Origin of the sequence: Citrobacter sp. Cpo045, assembly GCF_030332875.1 — a bacterium.
GTDB classification, from domain to species: Bacteria; Pseudomonadota; Gammaproteobacteria; order Enterobacterales; family Enterobacteriaceae; genus Citrobacter; species Citrobacter portucalensis.
This window is the reverse complement of record NZ_JAOWGZ010000107.1, coordinates 152,333-175,940: the sequence shown is the minus strand read 5'-3', so window position 1 is coordinate 175,940 and position 23,608 is coordinate 152,333. Positions and strand designations below refer to the sequence as shown.

Genomic DNA, 23,608 nt, shown 5'->3' with positions numbered 1-23,608 from the left:
TAAGGTGGTTACACCGCATCCGGCAAAAGAATTACAACGACTGATGGCGGGTTTCGTGGGTCAACAGCAGTGCAATCAGCGTCAATGCCGCCATCGATGCCAGATACGTACCAACAGCCGCCAGACCATAATTCGCCTGCAACCATGCAGCGATGTATGGGGCAACCGATGCGCCGAGAATCGACGAAACGTTGTATGAGAACGACGCCCCCGTGTAGCGCACTTCGGTCGGGAACAGCTCCGGCAGCAGTGCGCCCATCGGGCCAAATGTCAGACCCATCAGGCTTAAGCCCAGCAACAGGAAGGCGAACACCAGCACCGGATTGCCAGAGCCGAGCAGCGGTTTAAAGGCAAACAGCGCAAACAGAATGATCAGCGTGGTGATGATGAGCATGCTCTTGCGGCGACCAAACGCATCGGCCAGCAGGCCCGCCACCGGCACCATGACGCCAAAACCAATGACCGCCATCATCAGCATCCACAACACTTCATTACGCGGCAGGCCAAGCCCTACAGGCGCTGCGGCGGTACTGAACGTCATCGAATAGACGGTCATGATATAGAACAGCGTATAGGTCGCCAGCATGATGAACGTGCCGAGGATCGTCACGCGAACATGTTTTGTCAGTAGAGTACCCAGCGGGATTTTCACCTGTTTTTTCGCCGCGGCTACTTTGGCGAAAACCGGGGATTCATGCAATGAAACGCGGACGTACAGACCGATAATCACCAGCACCGCGGAGAAGATGAACGGTACGCGCCAGCCCCAGCTCATGAACTGTTCGTCGGTCAGCAGCCAGGAGAGCAGCAGAAAGGTACCGTTGGCGAAGAAGAAACCGATAGGCGCGCCCAGCTGAGGAAATGATCCGTACAGCGCGCGTTTGCGCGGTGGTGCGTTTTCCGTCGCCAGCAACGCTGCGCCGCCCCATTCACCGCCCAGACCTAAACCCTGACCAAAACGCGCCAGCGCCAGCAGCAGTGGGGCGAAAATGCCGATAGTTTCATAGCCCGGCAGCAGGCCAATGACGACTGTCGAGATCCCCATGGTAAGCAGTGAAGCAACCAGCGTGACTTTACGGCCGACGCGATCGCCGAAATGTCCGAACACCGCGGAACCGATTGGTCGGGCCACAAAGGCGATAGCAAAAGTGGCGAGGGACTGTAGCGTAGCCGCGGTCGGATCCCCCTGCGGGAAGAAGATATGGGGAAACACGATTACCGCGGCGGTGGCGTAAATATAGAAGTCGAAGAACTCAATGGCGGTGCCAATGAGCGAGGCGACGACAACTTTATTGCGCGAGTTGACCGGGGTGTGTTCCTGTTCGTTGTCGAGTGTTGTGGCTGTTGCTTGCATAATATTTTCTTATTTTTGGCCGAACGAAAGGTCATATTACGCACAGCAAAAGAGACATTTCAATCTGTAACAAACTTTGAGATCGGTCAAAAATGGAGCAAAAAGGGGATAATTTTTAGGCTTGAGATTTCACTTCCATGAAATGCTTCACACAATTTAAAGCTTGGATGATAAAACTGGTTTTTGGTTAAATAAAAGTTACGGGTTGGATTTATTCACTAAATCAGTGAGAACAGGCGGCATTATAATTGCCGGATGGCGCTGCGCTTATCCGGCCAACAAAACTCTCCCGTAGGCCAGATCAGCGCAGCCCCATCCGGCCAGTTAACAAAGATTAGCGGTGTGTTTTCCCCGGCATACGCGGGTCGTCTTTGTATTCCGCCGTGGCAATCCAGGCTGCGCAAAACAGGGTCAGACGAGCGAAGAAGTAGAAGAACGCCATCAGTCCAAGCACGGAACCAAATGCCGCGCCCGACGGCGACTGCACCAGTGATGGCAGCGTATACGTCATGATCATTTTGATGACTTCAAACCCCAGCGCCGCGATAAAGGTACCGCGTATGAGCGCTTTCTTACGCGGTCGGTGACGCGGTAGCCGCCAAAAAATCCAGAAGAACAGCAGGTAGTTGGCGAAAATAGAGATGGTCAGGCCGATCAGCCGCCAGGCGGGCTTCAGCCATTCGATACCGTCGAGATACAGCGCAGAGATAATCATCTGCTGGGCGGAACCGGCGATAGAGGTAATGGACAGGGTAACAATCAGCGCAACCAGTAAGCCAATCAAGGAAACAAAATCACGCAGATATTTGACCCAAATTTTTTCCTGATCCTGCGGCGTACGTTCCCAAACATCCCGCGACTGGGCACGAATCGCTTCGCGCAGGTTCCCCATCCAGTTAATGCCGGAATAGAGCGCGATACCCAGCCCAACCAAACCTACGGTCGTACGCTGCTGAACGGCGGTATTGATGGTGTTTTTCAGCGTAGAGGCGAGCGTCGGATCGCTGACGTTCAGCAGAATCTTGCTGAAGATATCCTGCAACAGCGTAGGGTGCGAAGCGAGAATAAAACCCGCGGCGGCAAACGACACCATCAGGATTGGGATCATCGACAGAAACGAGAAGTAGGTAATGGCGGCGCCAAACTGATTTCCCATACGATCGTTAAACCGCTCTGCGGCACGAATAAGATGGGCGATGATGGGCTGGCGTTGAATTTTATCGGCGAAGGTCAGCGCGGTTTTCAGCGCCTGGTTCGCTTTAGCGTTTTTCTCCGGCGAGGCGGAGGCTGATTTATGTTCTGGCGTAGGGTGTTTTGCGTCTTGTTCCTGCGTCATCCGATCGGTTGTCCTTATTTTGTTCACTCATGACATTATAGCCTGCTCAGGGGCGCATCCTGAAAAATGGACTAATCCACATAGTCTTTCATCACGCCAGTCAGCCATTCCATAAACAGATGTACCCGGCGGGAGAGGTTGCGCCGATGCGGATAAAGCAAAGAGACTGGCATTGGCTCGGCGCGATATTGCGGCAACACTTCGACCAGCGTACCGGCGCGCAGGGCATCACGCACGCCAACGCGCGGCACCTGAATAATGCCCAGACCGGCAAGGCATGCTGCGTGATAGGTTTCGGTACTGTTTACCGTTAGCATGCCGCCGGTTTTAACCCATTGCGTGCCGTTTTCTGTCGCCACTTCGAAACCTTGCGCACGCGTTCCCAAATTGACCGAGTAATGCACCACTGCATGCGAGGCAAGATCCTCCAGATTTTCCGGATAACCAAAGCGGGCGAGGTATTGCGGGCTGGCGCAGTTAATCTGCGTGAGTTTCCCCAGCGGGCGCGCAATCAGCCCTGAATCTTTCAGCGTACCCACGCGTACCACACAGTCGAAACCTTCGCGGATCAAATCCACCAGACGGTCGCTGCTGCTGAGTTCGAGTTCCAGGCCTGGATACTGATGCAAAAAGCTCGGTAAGCGGGGCATCACCAGGTTTCTTGCTACACCGACCGGCATATCAACGCGCAGCTTGCCGCTGATGCTGGACGGATCGTGATGGAACAACCCATCCAGCTCATCCAGATTACTCAACAGATCTTTCGCGCGTTCGTAATAGATCATGCCGTCTTGCGTGAGCTGAACGCGGCGTGTTGTGCGGTGCAACAACTGCGTGCCCAGATGATTTTCCAGAGCCTGGATCTGGCGCGATACGCTACCTTTAGGAAGTCCGAGGGTGTCTGCGGCACGCGAAAAGCTCTCCAGTTCTGCGACGCGGATGAACAACTGCATTGCGTGAATTTTATCCATTCTCATGCCCTATTGTTGTTCTAAATGAAACAGTAATGCGCAGTTAGCAGTATTTATTGTTCTTCTATCACCTAATAAGCTTTGTCTCAATCTTCACAACACCTGAAATGAGGTTTCTTATGACGCAACGTATCGCATTGGTGACTGGCGGCGGCCGTGGACTCGGTAAAAACGCGGCGCTGAAGCTGGCGAGTAAAGGAATCGGTATTATCCTGACGTGGAACAGTAATGAAAAAGAAGCGCAGCAGGTTGTGGATGAAATACGCCAATCTGGCGGTAAAGCAGCGGCATTACCGTTGAATGTCGGTGATATTTCTACATTCCCTCAGTTTGTTCAACAGGTGCAGGGAACGTTACAAACGCAGTGGCAAAGTAACGTGTTTGATTATTTATTGAACAATGCCGGAATCGGCATTAACGCACCGTATCCGGCATTTACTGAAGCGCAATTTGACCAACTTTTGAACATCCATTTTAAGGGCCCCTTTTTCCTGACGCAGAGCCTGCTACCGCTGATGAATAAAGGTGGTCGCATCCTCAATGTCTCGACCGGGCTTGCCCGCTTTGCGCTACCGGGTTACAGCGCATACGCAGCCATGAAAGGTGCGATGGAAGTGTTAACCCGTTATCAGGCAAAAGAGCTGGGAGAGCGCGGCATAACGGCGAATATTATTGCGCCAGGCGCAATAGAAACGGATTTTAGCGGCGGAAATGTGCGGGATAATGCGCAATTGAATGCGTACATTGCATCGCAAACGGCGCTGGGACGCGTTGGTTTGCCGGATGATATCGGCGATGCCATTGCTGCGCTGCTTAGCGATGAACTGGCCTGGATGACGGCACAGCGTATCGAGGTATCCGGCGGAATGTTCCTGTAAACCCATAAGGTGCTTATTCAACAGGTCACGGAATGCGTTGAATAAGCACTTAATGCTAGATTGTATTTTGTAACAGATTTATCCATTGTCGTAGATATCTTATTTTTAGCTAAAAATATAAAATCATATTAATTAATATTCATTGTCTTATCATGAGCGTCGAATATTAAGACTTTCCCTAATTTTCGAACCTGTTTTTGCTCCTTTGTATGATCCTTCGGGTTGAGCTGTAACTATTCATAACTTCTGCTTCTTTCTTCTCCGTCTATCGGTAAAATGGCCCCCCGCCAAATGGTGACTTCTTATTTTACCCTATGGGTAATACCCTTCCGCATGTTAAGGCTAATATCCTATTCGGATGGAGATAAATAATGCAGGTAGTAATGTTTGACAGGCAGTCAATATTTATTCATGGAATGAATGTAAGTTTGCAGCAACGTATTCCAGGAGTGGATGTTCAGGGTGTCAGTCAGGCAGATGAACTTTGGCTGACGCTGGAAGATAAACCCGAGGCATTAGTTATATTGGATGGCGACCTTGATGCTGAGTTCTGCTGTAGCTTGCTGCAACAGATAGCAGAGCGCTTTGTGATGGTGAAGGTGCTGGTGACCGCAACGGACTGCCGTAAAAAATGGCTGCAAGAGGTCACTAAACTGAACGTGCTGGCCATTGTTCCGCGCGATTCTGACGCGGAAACCTTTACGCTGGCCCTCAATAGCGTCGCGATGGGTATGATGTTTATCCCCAGAGACTGCATAACCGCTACCGAAAGTGGTGGGCAAAATATCAGATTGCTCAGCGCGCGTCAGCGGGAGATTTTGACCATGCTGGCCGCCGGAGAATCTAATAAACAAATTGGTCGACTGTTAAATATCAGTACCGGAACGGTAAAAGCCCATCTTGAATCGTTGTACCAGCGCCTGGAGGTAAAAAACCGTACGCAGGCAGCAATGATGTTAAACAACACCATTTACTAGGAACATATTTCACAGTCAGAATATTTCTGGCTGTGAAATAAACACCGGCCAGATATTTTTAGCGCAAAATTGGGTAATTCCCACACTGAATATCCACGTAATTAATGCTTCCAGCTGAAACCTGTCTTTTATTTGCGTCATTTCCTTATGGATGAATGCCTCGCAGATCCTCATATCTGCGAGCAGCAATGTTTCTGCCTGCATCACCGTAATTGGGGTATCAAAGGATTCATTGGCGGTGATTTCGTGTCCGTATCCAATGACCCAGATGCCTTTTTTGTCCTGATACTTTTCCAGCGACAGGCCCTGCCATTGCTTAATAAATGCAATACAAGCGGGCGTGAAATGCGTCGAACGCAGCGGCATAATAGTCTCTGTGCAAAGAGACCTATTCTAAAAAAAACACGCCGTTACGCTAGTTGCCTGACAGCCAGTATTTACCGCAAAACGACCTATGCCGTGGGCGGCTGATATTCCTGTTTTAACAGACCAAAAATCCAGTCATCGTGCCAGGTATGATGTAGCCAGTAGCTTGCGCGTAGCGTGCCTTCATGAATGAACCCGACCTTTTCCAACAGACGCCGTGAGGCTTCGTTTCCTGCGGTGACACAGGCGGTCAGTCGCCGCAGACCGCCGCTGGCAAATGCGTATTCACACACGGCATGCAGAGATTCAGCGCCATACCCTTTACCCTGCGCCTGTGGGGCGAGCAGAAAGCCAACCTCGGCACACTCATTGCTCTCCTGAATGTATCCTGTCACGCCAAGCGGTGCTCCCGATGTCTTATCGCACAGGAGCAGACATAGCCAGTGCGGGCTGCCGGGAAACCATTCAGGCAGGCGGGAGTCGAAGGCTGTCCGTATTTCCTCTTCAGTACGTGCGTCAGCGACAAAACGCATCACATCTGGGTTCTGTTGTAGCGTTAAGAAGAACGTCCAGTCATTTTCTGTCAGTGGGCGGCAGAGCAGACGTGATGTTTGCAGTACAGGCACAGGCTTATCTCCAGAATAATTTTCAATGATTGTGCGGAAGTCACTGTAAAACTTATTTATTTGCTATATGAATGTGTTCTAGTCTACATCGGCACAACGTTGCGTTTAAAAAAGATAATTACATACCATGGTGAGGCCGCACGTTTTGGGTCCTTTTAGGGAAGATGATGACCAATAGCGCGTTACAAGCGACATGTACACCCTTTGAACATTGTCTGGGGATTATCCGCCAGGCGTCGGTAGAAATATTACTGCTGCTAGGCGTACATGCCGCAGAAGGCAAAGACCCACGGTGGTTTCTCGAACAACTGGATCAGGCACGACTGAATCTGGGCGGCTGGGGGGCTGTCGCCAGACGGTTGCAGATGAATGATGCGCAATTGAGCCAGTTCACTCTGCGGCTACGTCATCTTCAACAGAGTGTACCCCAATATGAAAATGGCCAGGACGTCAGTGAAAACCAGCTGATTTCAGCGCTGCGCTTTGTGGCTTCTCTGGAACAATTACGCCAGCAACAGCCCATCCTGAAGTATCAAACCGAAATTGCACCTGTGGAGCCGGATGCTCAGATGCGGGCGCAGCGTCAACTTCGCGCAATAGAATTAACCCTCAAATCTCTGATTGCACGGGTATGGCCGGATCAACATCCTCTCAACAGCTTTCTGAAACAGCACTTTGGTGGTGAACGTCTGCGTCGCTGGCTAAAGTTGGGCGAAGGACGAGATGCGCTGGACGGTATGATGTTTAGCGAGCTGGCGCTGATGGTCGTCGATAAGAAATTATTCGTTCGCCACTTTACGCAGATTTTTAACGATACCTCAGTGCTCATGTCATTTGTTGAGCCGCGTATCACGCTACGCATGTTTTTGGATGATTGCCGCCTGGCTCGTAACTGCGTTATCGCGCAGCAGCCGCTGACGTCGGTACAACTGATGTTGCTGGACTACCAGTACCGACAGATAACTCATCCTGTGCAACGGGCATTTGAAGAACGGCGTACGCGCATTAATCCTGCGTCGTATCTGGAATCTGATGAGGCCATGGTCCGCCAGTTTTGGGAAACAGCAAAGCAAAAAGACGAGCAAGCGGGAGGCGATAAGCATGAAATCGCAGACAGTATTGATCCGCCGGAAAAGCGGGCCAAGCGCACTGCGGAAGAACGTGAACAGCTGATTTCCGGTATGTTGTGGGTAGCGGTCGGCGTGATGGTGCTGGCGATTTCGCTGGGTGCGTTCTGGTTATTCACTTCGCCAGCGCCACAGGCGTCTTCCGGACAATCCGTTGAAATTGTGCAGGAGGAACCGCGACGCGATGCCCCCAGCGCACGGGAGGCGGTGACCAGAATGGGCATCACCTGGGATGCCTTTAACATGCGGGCGGCTATCGACCGCAATGACACCCGCGTGACGTCACTGTTCCTGCAGGGCGGGATGGACTGGAAGCTGGCGTGGACGGAGCAGGCGTTTTCGGCGGGCAATACAGAGGTGTTGAGACTGCTGCTGCGTTACCCTTCGCAGATGGATGAAAGCAAACCATGCCGACAGTTTATGACTACGCTCAGCCATGCGATGTCGAATGGGGCATCGCTCACTTCGCTGCATAAAAGTTATCTGCAAAGTTTTTGTTCCGTGCCTGCGGTCGTTGCGCGTCAGCAATATGATCTTGAGCAGGCCGAGCTGCGTGTTCGCGCCCAGCCAAGCCCTGAGAACAAGAAATGGCAGAAAATTCACGCCGAGCTGTACGATGCGATTAACTAAAAGCCTGATGACTCAGACCGTCAGCTGCTAGGGTTCGCCATACAAACCGATGAGTCGGCGCACCACGCCATTGGTCCAGCCAAAGCCGTCCTGCAACGGATATTCCCCACCGCCGCCTTCGCGCGGCGCTGCGTCGGCTATGTGGTATTTTTCGATAAGTTTGTGGTGTTCCTGATAAAAGAGATTCACCGTTTTCAACCAGTTACGGGCAATTTCATCCCCGAGATGGTCGTCACCGTACAGTTTGAAGCCCTGGATCGCCATCCACTGCAGCGGCGCCCAGCCGTTGGGTTTATCCCATTGTTCCCCGGTTTCATGCTCCGTGGCTAAAATGCCACCGGGCGTGAGCAGGCGACTGCGAACTGCGTTAGCAAGCCGATCGGCTTGTTCATGCGTTGCCATACCGACATACAGCGGCACAATACTGGCGGCAGAGAACAGGGCCATTTGTTCGCGCCGCCAGTCGTAATCGCGATAGCAGCCGTTTTCATCGTCCCAGAGATAGCGGTTTACCGCATCACGACGATCGCTGGCTTTCTGGCGAAACAGCGCTTCCGTTTCTTTGTCACCTTTCAGCGCGGAAATATTGGCGATAGTGCTTTCCAGCTTGTAGAGGAATGCGTTCAGGTCAATTGGGATGAACTGCGTGGTGCGTATGCTGGCAAGGCGGCCTGCGTCGCGCAGCCAGCGCGATGAATAATCCCAGCCAGAAGCCGCGCCCGCGCGTAAATCCCGATACACTTCATTGGGCGGGCGACCCGAATGCTTGGCGGTCTCGACGTCTTCAAGCCATGACTCATCGCGCGGCGTATCACGATCGTCCCAATAGCGGTTAAGTAGAGAGCCGTCCGACATTCTGATCACGTGGCGGTAGGCCTGGTTGAGTACCAGGGAATCGGCGCCATCCATCCAGAACGCGTACTCCATTTTTAGATGATCAAGGTAACGACGCGCGCCGCGTACGCCATCTTCTTCAAACAGCTCCACCATCAGGGCAAAAACGGGCGGCTGTGAGCGGCTCAGATAGTAAGTACGGTTGCCGTTTGGGATGTGACCATAGTTTTCAATCATCCAGGCAAAGTTATCTGCCATACATTTCAGCAGATCTTCGCGGCCGCTCTCTGCCAGACCCAGCATGGTAAAGTAGGAATCCCAGTAGTAGGTTTCGCTAAAACGCCCGCCTGGCACAATGTATGACTGCGGTAACGCCAGCAGCGAGGACCAGGGAATGTGATCCTGCGGCTCGCGCGTCAGCACCGGCCACAGTTGATCGATATGTTCTTTCAGCGAACTTTCCGGGTCAGAAACGTATTCGCTGGAGGGCGTTTCCGGGAGCCAGAAATGGTTCTCGACGAAGCGTCGCAGATCGAAGTCCCGATGGCGTTTAACCTTGCGATAGCGAATTAAAATGTCGAGCGGGTCCATTTTGGGCGCACAATCTGGGAAGGTTTTACTATCCGCAAACAGTTTGGATGACTGGACGTGTTCGAACAGTTCGAGATAACGATCGGCAGGGGTTAACGCATCTGAAGCGGGAAGTCCTTCAATCATCTCCGGCTCAGGCTCCGCCTCAATCATTTCATCCAGCTTTAACTCGCACGGATCCATTTCATAAAGCAGATCGATGTCGATCGTCATTTCTTCAGAAGGGGCGTGGGGTAGTTTCTGGTTGAGCATAATGAGAAAGACCTCCGATGGACGTTGAAAGATTAAGGCTATTGCCCGGTCGTCAGTTAAGCGTAGACATTCGCTTCGGTGTCGGGTGAGTAAAGCGTGCGGTTGATCACGTTTTAATGCTGAGCAAAATTTAAAAAATCAGACTATCCCAATGAAAACAATGGATAATTTAAAGTTCTGCATGATCTGAATATATTCCATTTTCAGAGCATTCGATTGCAACGAGGTGTGAACAGAGACAGGTAACGCCTTATCTCTATAATAGGCGCAGGCTATTCTATTGATAGTTCTCCTCCATGTAATTGCTTGATACTTATCAAAATAGTAATCCCCTTATTTCCTATGATGGTCAGGTCTGACAAAGACTGTGCATTAATTATTCTAATTTTTCTGGGTCACAATAACTCACAACGGTGAGGGTAAAATAATGAAAATCATTACCCGTCTTACCGCGATTGCCATAGCTGGCATCGTGATTTGTTATTTTGGATTATCCGGTTATGTGTGGTATCACGATAATCAACGTAGCAAACAGGCTGATGTTCAGGCCTCTACGCTGGAAGAAAATAATAAGGTATTAGGATTTTTACGCGAAAAAGGATGCGATTATTGTCACACGCCTTCAGCTGAATTACCTTTCTATTCTTCTTTTCCTGTCGCTAAGCAGTTGATGAATTATGATATTCAACTGGGATACAAATCATTCAATCTTGAGGCCGTTCGTGCGGCGCTGGTCGGGGATAAACCCGTATCGCAAAGCGACCTGAATAAAATTGAATGGGTGATGCAGTACGACACCATGCCACCGACGCGTTATACCGCATTGCACTGGGCTGGCAAGGTAAGCGATACGGAGCGAGCCGAGATCCTGGGCTGGATTGCGAAACAGCGTGAGCAGTACTACGCCAGTAACGATACCGCCGCACAGCATCGTAACGAACCTGTGCAGCCGATACCGGAAAGTATCCCGACCGATGCCCGCAAAGTGGCGCTGGGCTTTACGCTTTACCACGACCCGCGTATTTCCGGCGATAGCACGATTTCTTGCGCGCATTGCCACGCCCTGAATGCGGGCGGCGTGGATGGCCGGAAAACATCAATCGGCGTAGGCGGCGCGGTTGGGCCTATTAATGCGCCAACGGTATTTAACTCGGTCTTCAACGTTGAACAATTCTGGGATGGTCGTGCGCCAACATTGCAGGCGCAGGCAGGCGGCCCGCCGTTGAACCCTATCGAAATGGCGTCTAAATCCTGGGATGAAATTATCCAGAAACTGGATAAAGATCCGCAATTGAAGCAGGAGTTTATTGCGGTTTATCCGCAGGGATTCAGCGGGGATAATATTACCGATGCGATTGCTGAGTTTGAGAAAACGCTAATTACGCCAAATTCGCCGTTTGATAAATGGCTACGCGGCGATGAAGCGGCGTTAACTGCTCAGCAGAAACATGGCTATCAATTGTTTAAAGATAATAAGTGTGCGACCTGTCATGGCGGTATTATTTTAGGCGGGCGATCATTTGAGCCATTGGGTTTGAAAAAGGACTTTAATTTCGGTGAGGTCACTGCCGCAGATATTGGCCGCATGAACGTCACTAATGAATTACGTGACAAGCTGCGTCAAAAAGTCCCGGGCTTGCGTAACGTTGCGCTGACCGCGCCTTATTTCCATCGCGGTGATGTGCCTACGCTCGATGGCGCGGTAAAACTGATGCTGCGTTATCAGGTGGGTAAAGAACTGCCGCAGGAAGATATCGACGATATCGTGGCGTTCCTCGAAAGCTTAAACGGCGTGTATACGCCATATATGCAGGGTAAATAACCTCTGGCGTTATCCAGCCTGACGCGTTTTGCAGGCTGGATAATTCTTCTTTACCTGGCGAGTATTTACCTCTGCTCATCCACAAATATTCCCCACAATTCTTCTACTGCTCTGGACATTCTGCCCGCAGGCCGAAACAGTCGGATATCAATGGGTATCCATAACCCGCTCTTCTGTGAAGCCGCCGCGGCGATCGTCCCGGCCTGAACGTCCGGAGCCGCCAGACTTTCCGGCAGCCAGGCAATGCCGTCCCCGGCTTTGACCATTGCCAGCAGCGTGGCGGCCAGATCGGCGGTGAATGCGATGTCCATACCGCGTCGGGCATGATTCACCGATGACGTGTTCGAGAGGATCCTCCCCAGACCGGATTCTGCAGAGAAGGAGAGAAACGGAAATTTTTTGCCCCCCGTAGCCTGCCAGAGCGGCTGATGAGAGCGGGGATCGCATTTGGAGTAAGGTAATAACATTTCTCGACCGAGACGGACGCTAAGATATTTCGTCTGATCGAGGTTGATGTGCATGTGAGGGTGGTAATAACACAGCAGAAACTGCGCATCCCCTTTTTCAATCATCCGTTCACAGGCGCTGAGCGTGTCTGACAGCAGGCGAAATGAGCCGAAACGGGCGATTTTTTCATTATTGCGCATCAGCGCCGGAAAAAATGAGAACGACAGGGAATGCGTTGCGGAGAAAATAACATCCGGTCGGGAATTTCCCGCCGCTTCGATGGTTTCATTTCTCAGGGTGTATAGCGCCCGGATCAGTTCGGGCACCTGAGCGACGAAAACTTCCCCCGCACGGGTCAGGCTGACACCACGGCGGTTACGTTCAAAAATCGGCGTTCCAAGCCACTCTTCCAGTGAAACAATGCGCCGACTGAATGCGGGCTGCGTCACATATCGGGAAGCGGCTGCGCGGGAGAAATTGAGTGACTGCGCCAGCGCAACGCAGTCTTCAAGCCAGGTGAGTTCCAGATGATGCCGATTTTGCATTACAGCCAGCCTCTTTGGCATTAGATCAGTAAATAGGCACTGCTTAAGATGGAGAAATACAGGACGATGGCGTCCTTAAATGCTGCCTGAGTGCATTATGCCAATAATAAACCGGCATGAGTTATCACTTTTTACAGGCGCGTAAGTGCAAGCATAACTGACCAAGAACCCGCCGGAGAAAACATGCGTATCCTCGATGTTGTAGAAATTACCAAACCCATCGCTTCCCCTATTCGTAATGCCTATATCGATTTCAGCAAGATGACGACCAGCCTGGTGGCCGTTGTGACTGATGTTGAGATAGAGGGCCGCCGCGTGGTGGGATACGGATTTAATTCTAATGGCCGTTACGGCCAGGGGGGATTGATCCGCGAACGCTTCCGTAACCGCATTCTGGACGCTGACCCGGAACGTTTGTTGAATGCCGAAGGCGATAACCTGGATCCGCATAAAATCTGGGACGTCATGATGAGTAATGAGAAGCCGGGGGGCCATGGTGAGCGTTCGGTGGCTGTGGGTACGCTGGATATGGCTATCTGGGATGCCGTTGCCAAAATTGCCAACAAGCCGTTGTTCCGTCTGCTGGCTGAGATGAAGGGTGTTGAGGCGAATCCACGCGTCTTTGTCTACGCGGCGGGGGGGTACTATTATCCGGGTAAAGACCTGAGCGCGCTGCGTCAGGAAATGCGAGGCTACCTGAACCGCGGCTACAACGTGGTTAAAATGAAAATCGGTGGCGCATCGTTGGAAGAGGACCGTCGCCGTATCGAAGCGGTGTTGACTGAAATTGGCGATGAAGCGCGTCTTGCCGTTGATGCCAATGGACGCTTTAATCTGGAAACCAGTATTGCCTATGCCAAAATGCTACGAGATTATCCATTGTTCTGGTACGAAGAAGCTGGCGACCCGCTGGATTATTCTCTCCAGGCCGCGCTGTCAGAATTTTACCCAGGTTCGATGGCGACGGGTGAAAATCTCTTTTCTCATCAGGATGCGCGCAACCTGCTGCGCTACGGCGGTATGCGCCCGGATCGAGACTACCTGCAATTTGACTGTGCGCTTTCCTACGGTCTGGTCGAATATCTGCGTACCCTCGACGTACTGGCGCAGTTTGGCTGGTCCCCATCACGCTGCATACCGCATGGCGGTCATCAGATGTCGCTGAACATTGCGGCGGGTCTTGGTCTCGGTGGGAATGAAAGTTATCCGGATCTGTTCCAACCGTACGGCGGTTTCCCGGATTCAGTTAAGGTGGAAGAGGGTCATATCGTCATGCCAGAACTGCCGGGCATAGGGTTTGAAGGTAAATCTGACCTGATTAAAGAGATGCGCGCGTTGGCCGAATAGCGCGGGCGGCGGTGACATAACACCCCTCCGGTTGCCGGAGGAGTGTTACTTAAGCGTGTAGTGAATAACGTCTACACGTGGGCAATTAGCGCATAGTGACGAATTCTTCTGCCGCAGTCGGGTGAATAGCGACGGTGTTATCGAAGTCTTTCTTAGTCGCGCCCATTTTCAGCGCGACCGCGAAGCCTTGCAGCATTTCGTCCATGCCAAAACCGATGCCATGAATACCAACAATCTTCTCTTCCGGACCGACGCAAACCAGCTTCATGCGGCACGGCTGGCGGTGTGAAGTCACGGCAGTGTACATCGCGGTAAACGAGGATTTATACACTTTCACCTGGTCATCGCCGTGCTGTTCGCGAGCCTGCTGCTCGGTCAAGCCCACGGTGCCAATCGGCGGGTGGCTGAAGACCACGGTCGGGATGTTGCTGTAGTCCAGATGCTCGTCCGGTTTGTTGTTAAACAGACGCTCGGACAGGCGACGGCCCGCGGCAACGGCAACCGGCGTCAGCTCAACGGCACCGGTATTGTCGCCGACGGCATAAATACCCGGCACGCTGGTGTTCTGGAATTTATCAACGACGATGTAGCCTTTTTCGTTGGTTTTCACGCCGGTAACAGCCAGATTGAAGTTGTCCGTTTCTGGCTCACGACCAATCGCCCAAATCAGGCAGTCTACCGTTTCGCTACGACCATCTTCCAGTTGCAGGGTCAGGCTGCCGTCAGCGTTTTTAACAACCGCTTTTGGAATCGCGTGAGTATGCAGAGTCGGGCCTTCGGCGTTCATTACCTCAACCAGCGTGTCGACGATCATCGGGTCAAAGCTACGCAGCGGCGCGTGTTTGCGTACGAACAGGTGCGTTTGGGCACCCAGGCCGTTAATCACACCAGCCAGCTCAACGGCAATGTAGCCTGCACCAACAACAGCCACGCGTTCTGGTAACGATGGCAGCTCAAAGAAACCATTAGAATCAATACCGTATTCCGCGCCAGGGACAGCCGGGCGACTCGGGCGACCACCAGTGGCAATCAAAATATGATCGGCAGTGATGATTTCACCATTCACTTCAACGGTTTTTGCATCAACGAAGCGCGCAAAGCCTTTGATCACATCGACATTATTTTTGCCCAGCACGTTGTCGTACGAGGTATGAATACGATCGATATAAGCGGTACGCGTGGCGATCAGTTTATCCCAGTCGAACTTATTGATGGTGGTGTCGAAACCGTAATCCGGACCGTACATGTGGATCGCTTCGCGGACCTGTGCGGCATGCCACATCACTTTCTTCGGTACGCAGCCAACGTTAACGCAGGTGCCGCCTAACTCTTTGGCTTCAATCAGTGCGCATTTTTGACCGTACATTGCTGCACGGTTAATGGAGGCAATACCGCCGCTGCCGCCGCCAATAGCGATGTAATCATAGTGCTTGGTCATGACCGCTCCTTTATGTTCATTGTAGGGCGGAGAAGCGTTACGCCATCCGCCAAAATATTCGCGATTGTATACCTGATATTAAAAGGTTCCACCGATGGCTGCGATTACTCCGGCACTATCCAGCTTACGGAAGTATGCCCGGTTCCTGTCGGAACCAGTTTGCTGTGCAACCACGGCAGGACGTTGTTCATCTGCTGCTCCAGCTTCCACGGTGGGTTAATCACAATCATGCCGGATGCCGTCATGCCGCGCTGATCGCTGTCCGGGCGTACTGCCAGCTCAATTTGCAGAATTTTGCGGATGCCGGTGTCTTCGAGATCGTGGATCATGCGCTTGATTTGTTGGCGCAGAACCACTGGATACCACAACGCATAGGTGCCGGTCGCGAAACGTTTGTAGCCTTCGTTAATACCGGTCACTACTGCCTGGTAGTCGCTTTTGATTTCGTAGGGTGGATCGATAAGGATCAACCCACGACGGGAAACCGGCGGTAATTTTGCTTTCAGCTGCTGATAACCATCGGCTTTGGCCACGCGAGCGCGCTCATCTTTCTGGAATTCGCCGCGCAGCAGAGGGAAGTCGCTCGGGTGCAGTTCAGTTAATTGCAGACTGTCCTGTTCGCGCAGCAGCTGGCGAGCAATTAACGGAGAGCCCGGGTAGTAGCGCAACTGACCGCTACGGTTGAAGTGCTGCACTACGCCAATGTAGGGTTCCAGTTCGGCAGGCAAATCGTCCTGCTGCCAGATACGGGCGATTCCTTCCAGGTATTCACCGGTGCGTTCGGCATGCTCACTGCTCAGCTGATAACGGCCAGCACCAGCATGGGTGTCCAGATAAAGAAACGGTTTTTCTTTCTCTTTGAGCGATTCAATGATCAGGCTCTGAACGGTGTGTTTAAGGACGTCGGCGTGGTTGCCTGCGTGATAACTGTGGCGATAACTGAGCATGGGTAATGAAATTCCGCTGAAATGACGATTTGCCACAGTTTACAGCAGATCGACACGGATTACCCGTAGGCCCGGTAAGCGTAGCGTCACCGGGCGTCTTTCCATCACGGTTAGCATTGAAATCCTCTACACTTAACCCCATTGTACAAATTAATATGCACAGCGCCGGATACGCGCTTCATTCACTCTTTTCAACAGGACCGCGCTAATGACCAATCCATTGCTGACTCCCTTCGAACTGCCGCCGTTTTCTAAAATTCAGCCAGAGCACGTTGTGCCTGCCGTCACTAAGGCGTTGAACGATTGCCGTGAAAATGTTGAGCGAGTGGTTGCGCAGGGCGCGCCGTACACCTGGGAAAATCTCTGCCAGCCGTTGGCAGAAGTCGACGATGTGCTGGGGCGTATTTTCTCTCCGGTTAGTCACCTGAATTCGGTGAAAAACAGCCCGGAACTGCGTGAAGCCTACGAACAAACGCTGCCGCTGCTGTCTGAATACAGCACCTGGGTTGGACAACATGAAGGCCTGTACAAAGCGTACCGCGACCTGCGTGATGGCGATCATTACGCCACCCTGAACACCGCACAGAAAAAAGCGGTTGATAACGCGCTGCGCGATTTTGAGCTTTCTGGTATTGGTCTGCCGAAGGAAAAACAGCAGCGCTATGGTGAGATTGCCACCCGCCTGTCTGAGCTCGGCAACCTGTACAGCAATAACGTCCTCGATGCTACGATGGGCTGGACCAAGCTGGTGACCGACGAAGCGGAACTTGCCGGGATGCCGGAAAGCGCGCTGGCCGCCGCAAAAGCGCAGGCTGAAGCCAAAGAGCAGGAAGGCTATCTGTTAACCCTGGATATCCCAAGCTACCTGCCGGTGATGACCTACTGTGATAACCAGGGGCTGCGTGAAGAGATGTATCGTGCATACTCCACGCGCGCATCTGACCAGGGGCCAAACGCGGGCAAATGGGACAACAGCCCGATAATGGAAGAGATCCTCGCGCTGCGCCACGAACTGGCACAACTGCTGGGCTTTGAAAGCTACGCCTTTAAATCTCTGGCTACCAAAATGGCGGAGAACCCGCAGCAGGTACTCGACTTCCTGACTGATCTGGCGAAACGTGCCCGTCCGCAGGGTGAGAAAGAGCTGGCTCAACTGCGCGCCTTCGCGAAAGCGGAATTTGGTGTTGATGAGCTGCAGCCGTGGGATATCGCTTACTACAGCGAGAAACAAAAACAGCACCTCTACAGCATCAGCGACGAGCAGCTGCGTCCTTACTTCCCGGAAAACAAAGCCGTTAACGGTCTGTTTGAAGTGGTTAAACGTATTTATGGCATCACCGCCAAAGAGCGCACCGATGTTGACGTCTGGCATCCGGAAGTTCGTTTCTTCGAGCTGTACGACGAAAACAACGAGCTGCGCGGCAGCTTCTATCTTGATCTGTATGCCCGTGAACACAAACGCGGTGGGGCGTGGATGGACGACTGTGTCGGCCAGATGCGCAAGACAGACGGCACATTGCAAAAGCCGGTCGCTTACCTGACCTGTAACTTTAACCGTCCGGTGAACGGTAAACCTGCGCTGTTTACCCACGATGAAGTGATCACCCTGTTCCACGAGTTCGGCCATGGTCTGCACCATATGCTGACTCGTATTGAAACTGCGGGGGTTTCCGGTATCAACGGTGTGCCATGGGATGCGGTCGAACTGCCGAGCCAGTTTATGGAGAACTGGTGTTGGGAGCCGGAAGCGTTGGCGTTTATCTCTGGTCACTTTGAGACCGGTGAGCCGCTGCCGAAGGAACTGCTGGATAAAATGCTGGCGGCGAAAAACTACCAGGCAGCGCTGTTTATTCTGCGTCAACTGGAGTTCGGTCTGTTTGATTTCCGTCTGCACGCGGAGTTTAACCCGCAGCAAGGGGCTAAAATCCTCGAGACGCTGGCGGAAATTAAAAAACAGGTCGCCGTGGTGCCGGGCCCAACGTGGGGCCGCTTCCCGCATGCCTTCAGCCACATTTTTGCTGGTGGCTACGCAGCGGGTTACTACAGCTATCTGTGGGCAGACGTACTGGCGGCAGATGCCTTCTCTCGCTTCGAAGATGAAGGGATTTTCAACCGTCAAACCGGACAATCGTTCCTCGATAACATCCTCACCCGTGGCGGTTCTGAAGAGCCGATGGAACTGTTCAAGCGCTTCCGTGGCCGCGAGCCACAGCTGGATGCAATGCTGGAGCATTACGGGATCAAAGGCTGATTATTCACGTGAAAATCTGCTTAGTAGATGAAACAGGCGCCGGAGACGGCGCCTTATCTGTTCTTGCCGCCCGCTGGGGACTGGAACACGATGAAGATAACCTGATGGCGCTGGTGATGACGCCGGAACATCTGGAACTGCGCAAACGTGATGAACCCAAACTCGGCGGTATCTTCGTGGATTTCGTGGGCGGTGCGATGGCCCATCGGCGCAAATTTGGCGGTGGACGCGGTGAAGCGGTGGCGAAGGCGGTTGGCATTAAAGGCGATTACCTGCCGGATGTGGTCGATGCAACCGCAGGGCTGGGGCGCGATGCGTTTGTACTGGCCTCGGTAGGCTGCCGCGTACGAATGCTGGAACGTAATCCGGTGGTTGCGGCACTGCTCGATGATGGCCTGGCGCGCGGCTATGCCGACCCGGAAATCGGTCCGTGGCTGCAGGAACGTTTACAGCTGATCCATGCGTCGAGTCTGACGGCGTTAACCGATATCACGCCGCGCCCGCAGGTGGTGTACCTCGATCCGATGTTTCCACATAAGCAGAAAAGCGCGCTGGTGAAAAAAGAGATGCGGGTGTTTCAGTCGCTGGTGGGGCCGGATTTAGATGCGGATGGGCTGCTGGAACCTGCGCGTCAGTTGGCCACCAAACGTGTGGTGGTGAAGCGCCCAGACTACGCGCCGCCGCTGGCGGATGTCGCCACGCCGAACGCGGTTGTGACGAAAGGGCATCGGTTTGATATCTACGCTGGGACAGCATAGTTTGTAGATCTGTGCGCTGTGCTGCCTGATGCGCTGCGCTTATCAGGCCTACGGCTGTGCGTGGTTTGTAGGCCGGATAAGGCGTTAGCCGCATCCGGCTTGGTGCGCTGTGTTGCCTGATGTGCTGCGCTTATCAGGCCTACGGCAGCGTGTGGTTTGTAGGCCGGATAAGGCGTTAGCCGCATCCGGCATGGTGCGCTGAACTGCCTGATGCGCTACGCTTATCAGGCCTACGGCAGCGTGTGGTTTGTAGGCCGGATAAGGTGTTAGCCGCATCCGGCTTGGTGCGCTGTGCTGCCTGATGTGCTGCGCTTATCAGGCATACGGCTGTGCGTGGTTTGTAGTCCGGATAAGGCGTTAGCCGCATCCGGCATGGTGCGCTGAATTGCCTGATGCGCTGCGCTTATCAGGCCTACGGCAGCGTGTGGTTTGTAGGCCGGATAAGGCGTTAGCCGCATCCGGCTTGGTGCGCTGTGCTGCCTGATGTGCTGCGCTTATCAGGCCTACGGCAGCGTGTCTTTGTAGGCCGGATAAGGCGTTAGCCGCATCCGGCATAACCTATTAAACAAACGGTGCCAGCGGGTCGGCAATCTCAAATGCTACTGCTCGGTCTGCTTTCGGTGGGTAAATCAGCTCGCTGACAATCGACACCTTCAGCTTCTTCGCTTCTGCGCGCGTCAGTTTCACCTGTTGATCCCATCCTTCGCTATACACTGCACCCCAGGCACCAAGATCCAGGCAGGTGACGTAGTTTTCCTGACGATATGGCAATGGTGTTACGTCCAACAGGTCCGCCGCGGCGTTATTACCGGCAAATTTACCCAACAAAATCGCGTGCTGACAGGTCATTAACGCATGGTTGCCTTTGTCGTCGGTGGCGGCATAGGCCACATCGCCAGTGGCGTAGATATCATCGTGACCCACAACCTGCAGATTGGCATTCACATGCAGACGGCCCTGCCGATCGCGCGGGGCGTTAATCTGTGCTGCCAGGCTATTAGCCTGCACGCCGACGGTCCAGATAACCGTCTGAGAGGCAATCACCTGCCCATCTTTCAGCGTGACGCCGGAGGCATCCACGCACTCTACTTCCGCATTGACCAGCCACTCGACGCCCAGTTCAGCAGAGGCTTCGATAATCACGTCACGTAATTCCTGGCTCCAGCGTCCGCCTGGCTGAGCACCGCGTTCAACTACGACAACTCTGGTCTTAGCATCAGTGCCCAATATTTCGCGCAAACGACCCGGTAATTCCAGCGCCATCTCTATCCCGGTGAAACCACCACCACAGACCACCACGGTATTACGAGCCTCACTTTCCGGTTGTAATGCCAGCTTGTTAATGTGCTGCTCCAGTACGGCGGCGCTCTCGAGTTGGTCGAGGTCAAACGCGTGCTCGGCGGCACCGGCAACGGCGTCGCGGTTTACGTGACTTCCGCTGGCGAGCACCAGGCGGTCATAGCGATGCAGATGAGTGTCACCGTTGGCATCTTTCCAGCTCACCTCTTTAGAGTCCGGGAGGATTTGCTCGACGTGACCTTGCAGGAAGTTGACGCCGGTAACGTCAAATAGCGGTTGCAGTGGTGCGACTAGCGTATGAACGGCGCTTTCATAAAATCGTGGGCGGACACGCAGCTCCGGTTGTGGCGCAATTACTGTAATATCAATGGCCTGCTGATGTTTATCCGCCAGTCGTGCGGCGCTTAATGCTGCCCACATACCGGCAAAACCGGCGCCCACGATCAGAATTTGTTTACGCATTGGGGTTTTCTCACTGGTGACTACGATTTATTTACTCGGATTTTATTTGTCGTAGTTATGAATTGCAATGCGATCGAGATCCTTTTTGCCTCAAAGGGTGGTGTTTTTTGATTATCTGTTTGATAAATATGCATTTAAAGTTCTGTTGTGAAAAGGGAGTACTTTGCTGTCTGGAATGAATGAGATGAAAAAGCTACAATAAACTCAGATTCATTTTGGCTGAGATAAGAGAATGGCATTCTACAGTTCGGGAGTTGAGTACGGCATTCATAGCCTGATGTGTATGGTCGACAGTAAGGGCGACGCGCGGGATATGAGCGTGCGGGAAATAGCCGAACTGCAAAGCGTACCGTATGACTATCTGGCAAAAATTTTCACCCGTCTGTCCAAAGCGGGTCTGGTGCGCAGCATTGAAGGCAAAGGTGGCGGTTTCCAGTTAGCTAAACCCGCTGAACACATCACGGTGCTGGATGTGGTGAATGCTATTGATGGCGATAAGCGCATCTTTGAATGTCGTGAAATTCGCCAGCGGCTGGCGGTATTTGAGGAACATCCACCGGAGTGGGCCTGTGAAGGCATTTGTGGCGTGCGTTCGGTAATGGACATGGCCCAGCAGCGAATGGAAGAAGCGCTCGGCCAGCATACGATTCTGGACTTGGCGCGCAAAATGTACCGTAAAGCACCGGATACCTTTGTGGTGGAAGTGCAGGAGTGGATAGACGCGCGTAAAGGGTAGTGAGTGAAAATGCCCGATAGCGCAAGGCGACCGGGCATGTTGAATGTAGGCCGGATAGGGGCAATAGCCGCCATCCGGCACTGAAGGTTATTGCTCGGTGCTCGGCGTATTAATCATGCGGTTCAGCCATGGCACCATAATCGCCATCACGACCGTTACGGCCAGGGTGACAAGGCCAATCTTACTGAAGACGTTGGTATAGATAGGCAGCGTTTGCAGCGGGTCGGTGATGTTCTCTGGTACGGCGGTGAACGTAGCGACATAACCCCCCATCAGGAAGGCTGCGGCTTGTGTCAGGAACCACATCCCAAGAATGAAGCCCATCAGGTGTTGTGGCACGAGAGCGGCGACCATAGCCAGTCCCAGGGCGCTAATCAGCAGTTCACCCAGGCTCTGGAACAGATACACCAGCACGATAAACCACGGCGACGTCAGCCCTTGTGCATCGGCAAACCACATCCCGGCAGCGGCGGCCGTCAGGAAGCCCAATGAGCACAGGAACATACCGAGCGTAAATTTCATCGGCATGGTCAGGTCTTTGCCTTTGTTGCCCAGACGGGTATAGATTGCGGCCAGTACCGGACTCGCCAGTACCACCCAGAACGGGTTCAGCGCCTGGAAGCTCACCGGGTTGATGGCGAAACCAAGAATTTCATGGTGTACGTTATTGATCGCAAAGAAGTTTAGCGATGTCGGCATCTGCGCGTACAGCACGTAGAACACCACCGCTTCCAGCATCAGGATAAATGCCACGAACATCTTGTTGCGCCCGGTTTTATCCAGTTTGAATGCCTGACGGAAGAAGATGATGGTCACGGCAATCGACAGGACGATCAGCACCAGGTTGGCAATCTGCACGTTGTGCATCAGCCAGGCGCAGATAAATACCATCACTACCGTACCGGCCAGCACGTACAGCAGGTTACGGAAGTTCAGTGGCTTATGGTCTGGCTCAGAGCCGATATTTTTCACCATTCCGCGGCAGGCAAAGTAGACCAGCAGCGCGACGATTAGTCCGGCTCCGCACAGGTTGTAAGTCACAGCGTAGCCAAACTTATCGGCAATCACCGGCGCCAGCGACAGTGACAGCAGCGAACCGATGTTAATCGACATATAAAACAGAGTGAAAGCACCGTCCAGACGGGCGTCTTTCGGGGGATAGCATTTTGACAGCAGGCTTGCCGGGTTGGCTTTAAATAGCCCGTTACCAACGGCAATGGTACCCAAAGCAATAAAGATCAGATCCGGCTTAAGCAGCGACATCCCGGTCATGAAGTAGCCGATTGCCAGCACAATGGCACCGAGTACCAGCGTGCGCTTGGTGCCTAACAGGTGGTCGCCGACGTAGCCGCCGATCGAGATCAGGCCGTAAACCAGTGCGGCAAAGGCACCAAAGGTGACAAATGCCTGTTCTTGTGAAAATCCGAGCTGCTTAACAAAAAATACCGCCAGGATGCCCTGTACGCCGTAATAGCCAAATCGTTCCCATAATTCCACAAAGAAGATCATGAAGAACGGACGAGGTTGCTGCAGCAAGCCCGTAGGTGCAGTTTTATTCATATTCCATCGCCTTTCAAAGCCATCCCGAAAAGTATGAACGCGTATGCTTAAACG

Annotated in this window: 19 protein-coding genes; 8 read left to right on the top strand and 11 right to left on the bottom strand. The window is 52.9% G+C overall.

Going from position 1 to position 23,608, the window contains the following annotated elements; all coding sequences use genetic code 11:
* Positions 1 to 31 precede the first annotated feature (31 nt).
* The 3 genes from OGY13_RS22680 to OGY13_RS22670 form a co-directional block, all read right to left on the bottom strand.
* A complete protein-coding gene (locus OGY13_RS22680) occupies positions 32 to 1,354 on the bottom strand; it encodes an MFS transporter (RefSeq protein WP_003023312.1) in 1,323 nt (440 codons plus the stop codon).
* 334 nt (positions 1,355 to 1,688) lie between these two features.
* Positions 1,689 to 2,690, bottom strand: coding sequence for an inner membrane protein YhjD (gene yhjD, locus OGY13_RS22675; protein WP_020996065.1), 1,002 nt, complete (start codon positions 2,688 to 2,690; stop codon positions 1,689 to 1,691).
* A gap of 71 nt (positions 2,691 to 2,761) precedes the next feature.
* A complete protein-coding gene (locus tag OGY13_RS22670) occupies positions 2,762 to 3,661 on the bottom strand; it encodes a LysR family transcriptional regulator (RefSeq protein ID WP_008786405.1) in 900 nt (299 codons plus the stop codon).
* Between the two features lie 119 nt (positions 3,662 to 3,780).
* On the opposite strand from OGY13_RS22670, the gene OGY13_RS22665 reads away from it, so the two are divergent.
* Both OGY13_RS22665 and OGY13_RS22660 read left to right on the top strand, forming a co-directional pair.
* Positions 3,781 to 4,539 (top strand): SDR family NAD(P)-dependent oxidoreductase, encoded by a 759-nt coding sequence (locus tag OGY13_RS22665; RefSeq protein WP_032945309.1) that lies wholly within the window; start codon positions 3,781 to 3,783, stop codon positions 4,537 to 4,539.
* A 371-nt stretch (positions 4,540 to 4,910) separates the two neighbouring features.
* On the top strand, positions 4,911 to 5,516 hold the full coding sequence (locus tag OGY13_RS22660; RefSeq protein WP_213752473.1) for a helix-turn-helix transcriptional regulator: 606 nt from the start codon (positions 4,911 to 4,913) through the stop codon (positions 5,514 to 5,516).
* Positions 5,517 to 5,531: 15 nt separating this feature from the next.
* Here OGY13_RS22660 and OGY13_RS22655 read toward each other — a convergent pair whose 3' ends face one another.
* The gene (locus OGY13_RS22655) at positions 5,532 to 5,882 is read right to left on the bottom strand and encodes a glycoside hydrolase family protein (protein WP_048215347.1); all 351 of its coding nucleotides are present in this window, start codon (positions 5,880 to 5,882) and stop codon (positions 5,532 to 5,534) included.
* A gap of 86 nt (positions 5,883 to 5,968) precedes the next feature.
* Complete coding sequence (locus OGY13_RS22650) at positions 5,969 to 6,508, bottom strand: GNAT family N-acetyltransferase (protein ID WP_111464561.1); 540 nt, start codon at positions 6,506 to 6,508, stop codon at positions 5,969 to 5,971.
* 167 nt (positions 6,509 to 6,675) lie between these two features.
* Here OGY13_RS22650 and OGY13_RS22645 point away from each other — a divergent pair, with 167 nt between their 5' ends.
* Positions 6,676 to 8,265, top strand: coding sequence for an STY4199 family HEPN domain-containing protein (locus OGY13_RS22645; RefSeq protein WP_032945303.1), 1,590 nt, complete (start codon positions 6,676 to 6,678; stop codon positions 8,263 to 8,265).
* A gap of 27 nt (positions 8,266 to 8,292) precedes the next feature.
* On the opposite strand, the gene OGY13_RS22640 is transcribed toward OGY13_RS22645, so the two are convergent.
* Positions 8,293 to 9,942, bottom strand: a complete 1,650-nt coding sequence (locus OGY13_RS22640) for an alpha,alpha-trehalase (protein WP_003827453.1) — start codon at positions 9,940 to 9,942, stop codon at positions 8,293 to 8,295.
* Positions 9,943 to 10,369: 427 nt separating this feature from the next.
* On the opposite strand from OGY13_RS22640, the gene OGY13_RS22635 reads away from it, so the two are divergent.
* Positions 10,370 to 11,764, top strand: a complete 1,395-nt coding sequence (locus tag OGY13_RS22635) for a cytochrome-c peroxidase (RefSeq protein WP_213752474.1) — start codon at positions 10,370 to 10,372, stop codon at positions 11,762 to 11,764.
* A gap of 65 nt (positions 11,765 to 11,829) precedes the next feature.
* Here the strand turns inward: OGY13_RS22635 and OGY13_RS22630 are convergent, their stop codons facing one another.
* Complete coding sequence (locus OGY13_RS22630) at positions 11,830 to 12,756, bottom strand: LysR family transcriptional regulator (RefSeq protein ID WP_020996067.1); 927 nt, start codon at positions 12,754 to 12,756, stop codon at positions 11,830 to 11,832.
* Between the two features lie 183 nt (positions 12,757 to 12,939).
* On the opposite strand from OGY13_RS22630, the gene OGY13_RS22625 reads away from it, so the two are divergent.
* On the top strand, positions 12,940 to 14,103 hold the full coding sequence (locus OGY13_RS22625) for a mandelate racemase/muconate lactonizing enzyme family protein (protein WP_204558658.1): 1,164 nt from the start codon (positions 12,940 to 12,942) through the stop codon (positions 14,101 to 14,103).
* A gap of 85 nt (positions 14,104 to 14,188) precedes the next feature.
* Here the strand turns inward: OGY13_RS22625 and gorA are convergent, their stop codons facing one another.
* Positions 14,189 to 15,541, bottom strand: coding sequence for a glutathione-disulfide reductase (gene gorA, locus OGY13_RS22620; protein ID WP_213752475.1), 1,353 nt, complete (start codon positions 15,539 to 15,541; stop codon positions 14,189 to 14,191).
* Between the two features lie 104 nt (positions 15,542 to 15,645).
* Positions 15,646 to 16,488, bottom strand: coding sequence for a 23S rRNA (adenine(2030)-N(6))-methyltransferase RlmJ (locus OGY13_RS22615; RefSeq protein ID WP_003827459.1), 843 nt, complete (start codon positions 16,486 to 16,488; stop codon positions 15,646 to 15,648).
* 208 nt (positions 16,489 to 16,696) lie between these two features.
* Between OGY13_RS22615 and prlC the strand changes: the two genes are divergently transcribed.
* Both prlC and rsmJ read left to right on the top strand, forming a co-directional pair.
* The gene (gene prlC, locus OGY13_RS22610; protein WP_191238035.1) at positions 16,697 to 18,739 is read left to right on the top strand and encodes an oligopeptidase A; all 2,043 of its coding nucleotides are present in this window, start codon (positions 16,697 to 16,699) and stop codon (positions 18,737 to 18,739) included.
* Between the two features lie 8 nt (positions 18,740 to 18,747).
* On the top strand, positions 18,748 to 19,497 hold the full coding sequence (gene rsmJ, locus OGY13_RS22605; protein WP_003827462.1) for a 16S rRNA (guanine(1516)-N(2))-methyltransferase RsmJ: 750 nt from the start codon (positions 18,748 to 18,750) through the stop codon (positions 19,495 to 19,497).
* Between the two features lie 561 nt (positions 19,498 to 20,058).
* On the opposite strand, the gene OGY13_RS22600 is transcribed toward rsmJ, so the two are convergent.
* A complete protein-coding gene (locus OGY13_RS22600; protein WP_213752476.1) occupies positions 20,059 to 21,258 on the bottom strand; it encodes an NAD(P)/FAD-dependent oxidoreductase in 1,200 nt (399 codons plus the stop codon).
* A 232-nt stretch (positions 21,259 to 21,490) separates the two neighbouring features.
* Here OGY13_RS22600 and OGY13_RS22595 point away from each other — a divergent pair, with 232 nt between their 5' ends.
* Positions 21,491 to 21,994, top strand: a complete 504-nt coding sequence (locus tag OGY13_RS22595; RefSeq protein WP_003023361.1) for an RrF2 family transcriptional regulator — start codon at positions 21,491 to 21,493, stop codon at positions 21,992 to 21,994.
* Between the two features lie 87 nt (positions 21,995 to 22,081).
* Here OGY13_RS22595 and dtpB read toward each other — a convergent pair whose 3' ends face one another.
* Positions 22,082 to 23,554: a dipeptide/tripeptide permease DtpB gene (gene dtpB, locus OGY13_RS22590; RefSeq protein ID WP_048215357.1), complete on the bottom strand. Its 1,473-nt coding sequence runs from the start codon at positions 23,552 to 23,554 to the stop codon at positions 22,082 to 22,084.
* Positions 23,555 to 23,608: the final 54 nt, after the last annotated feature.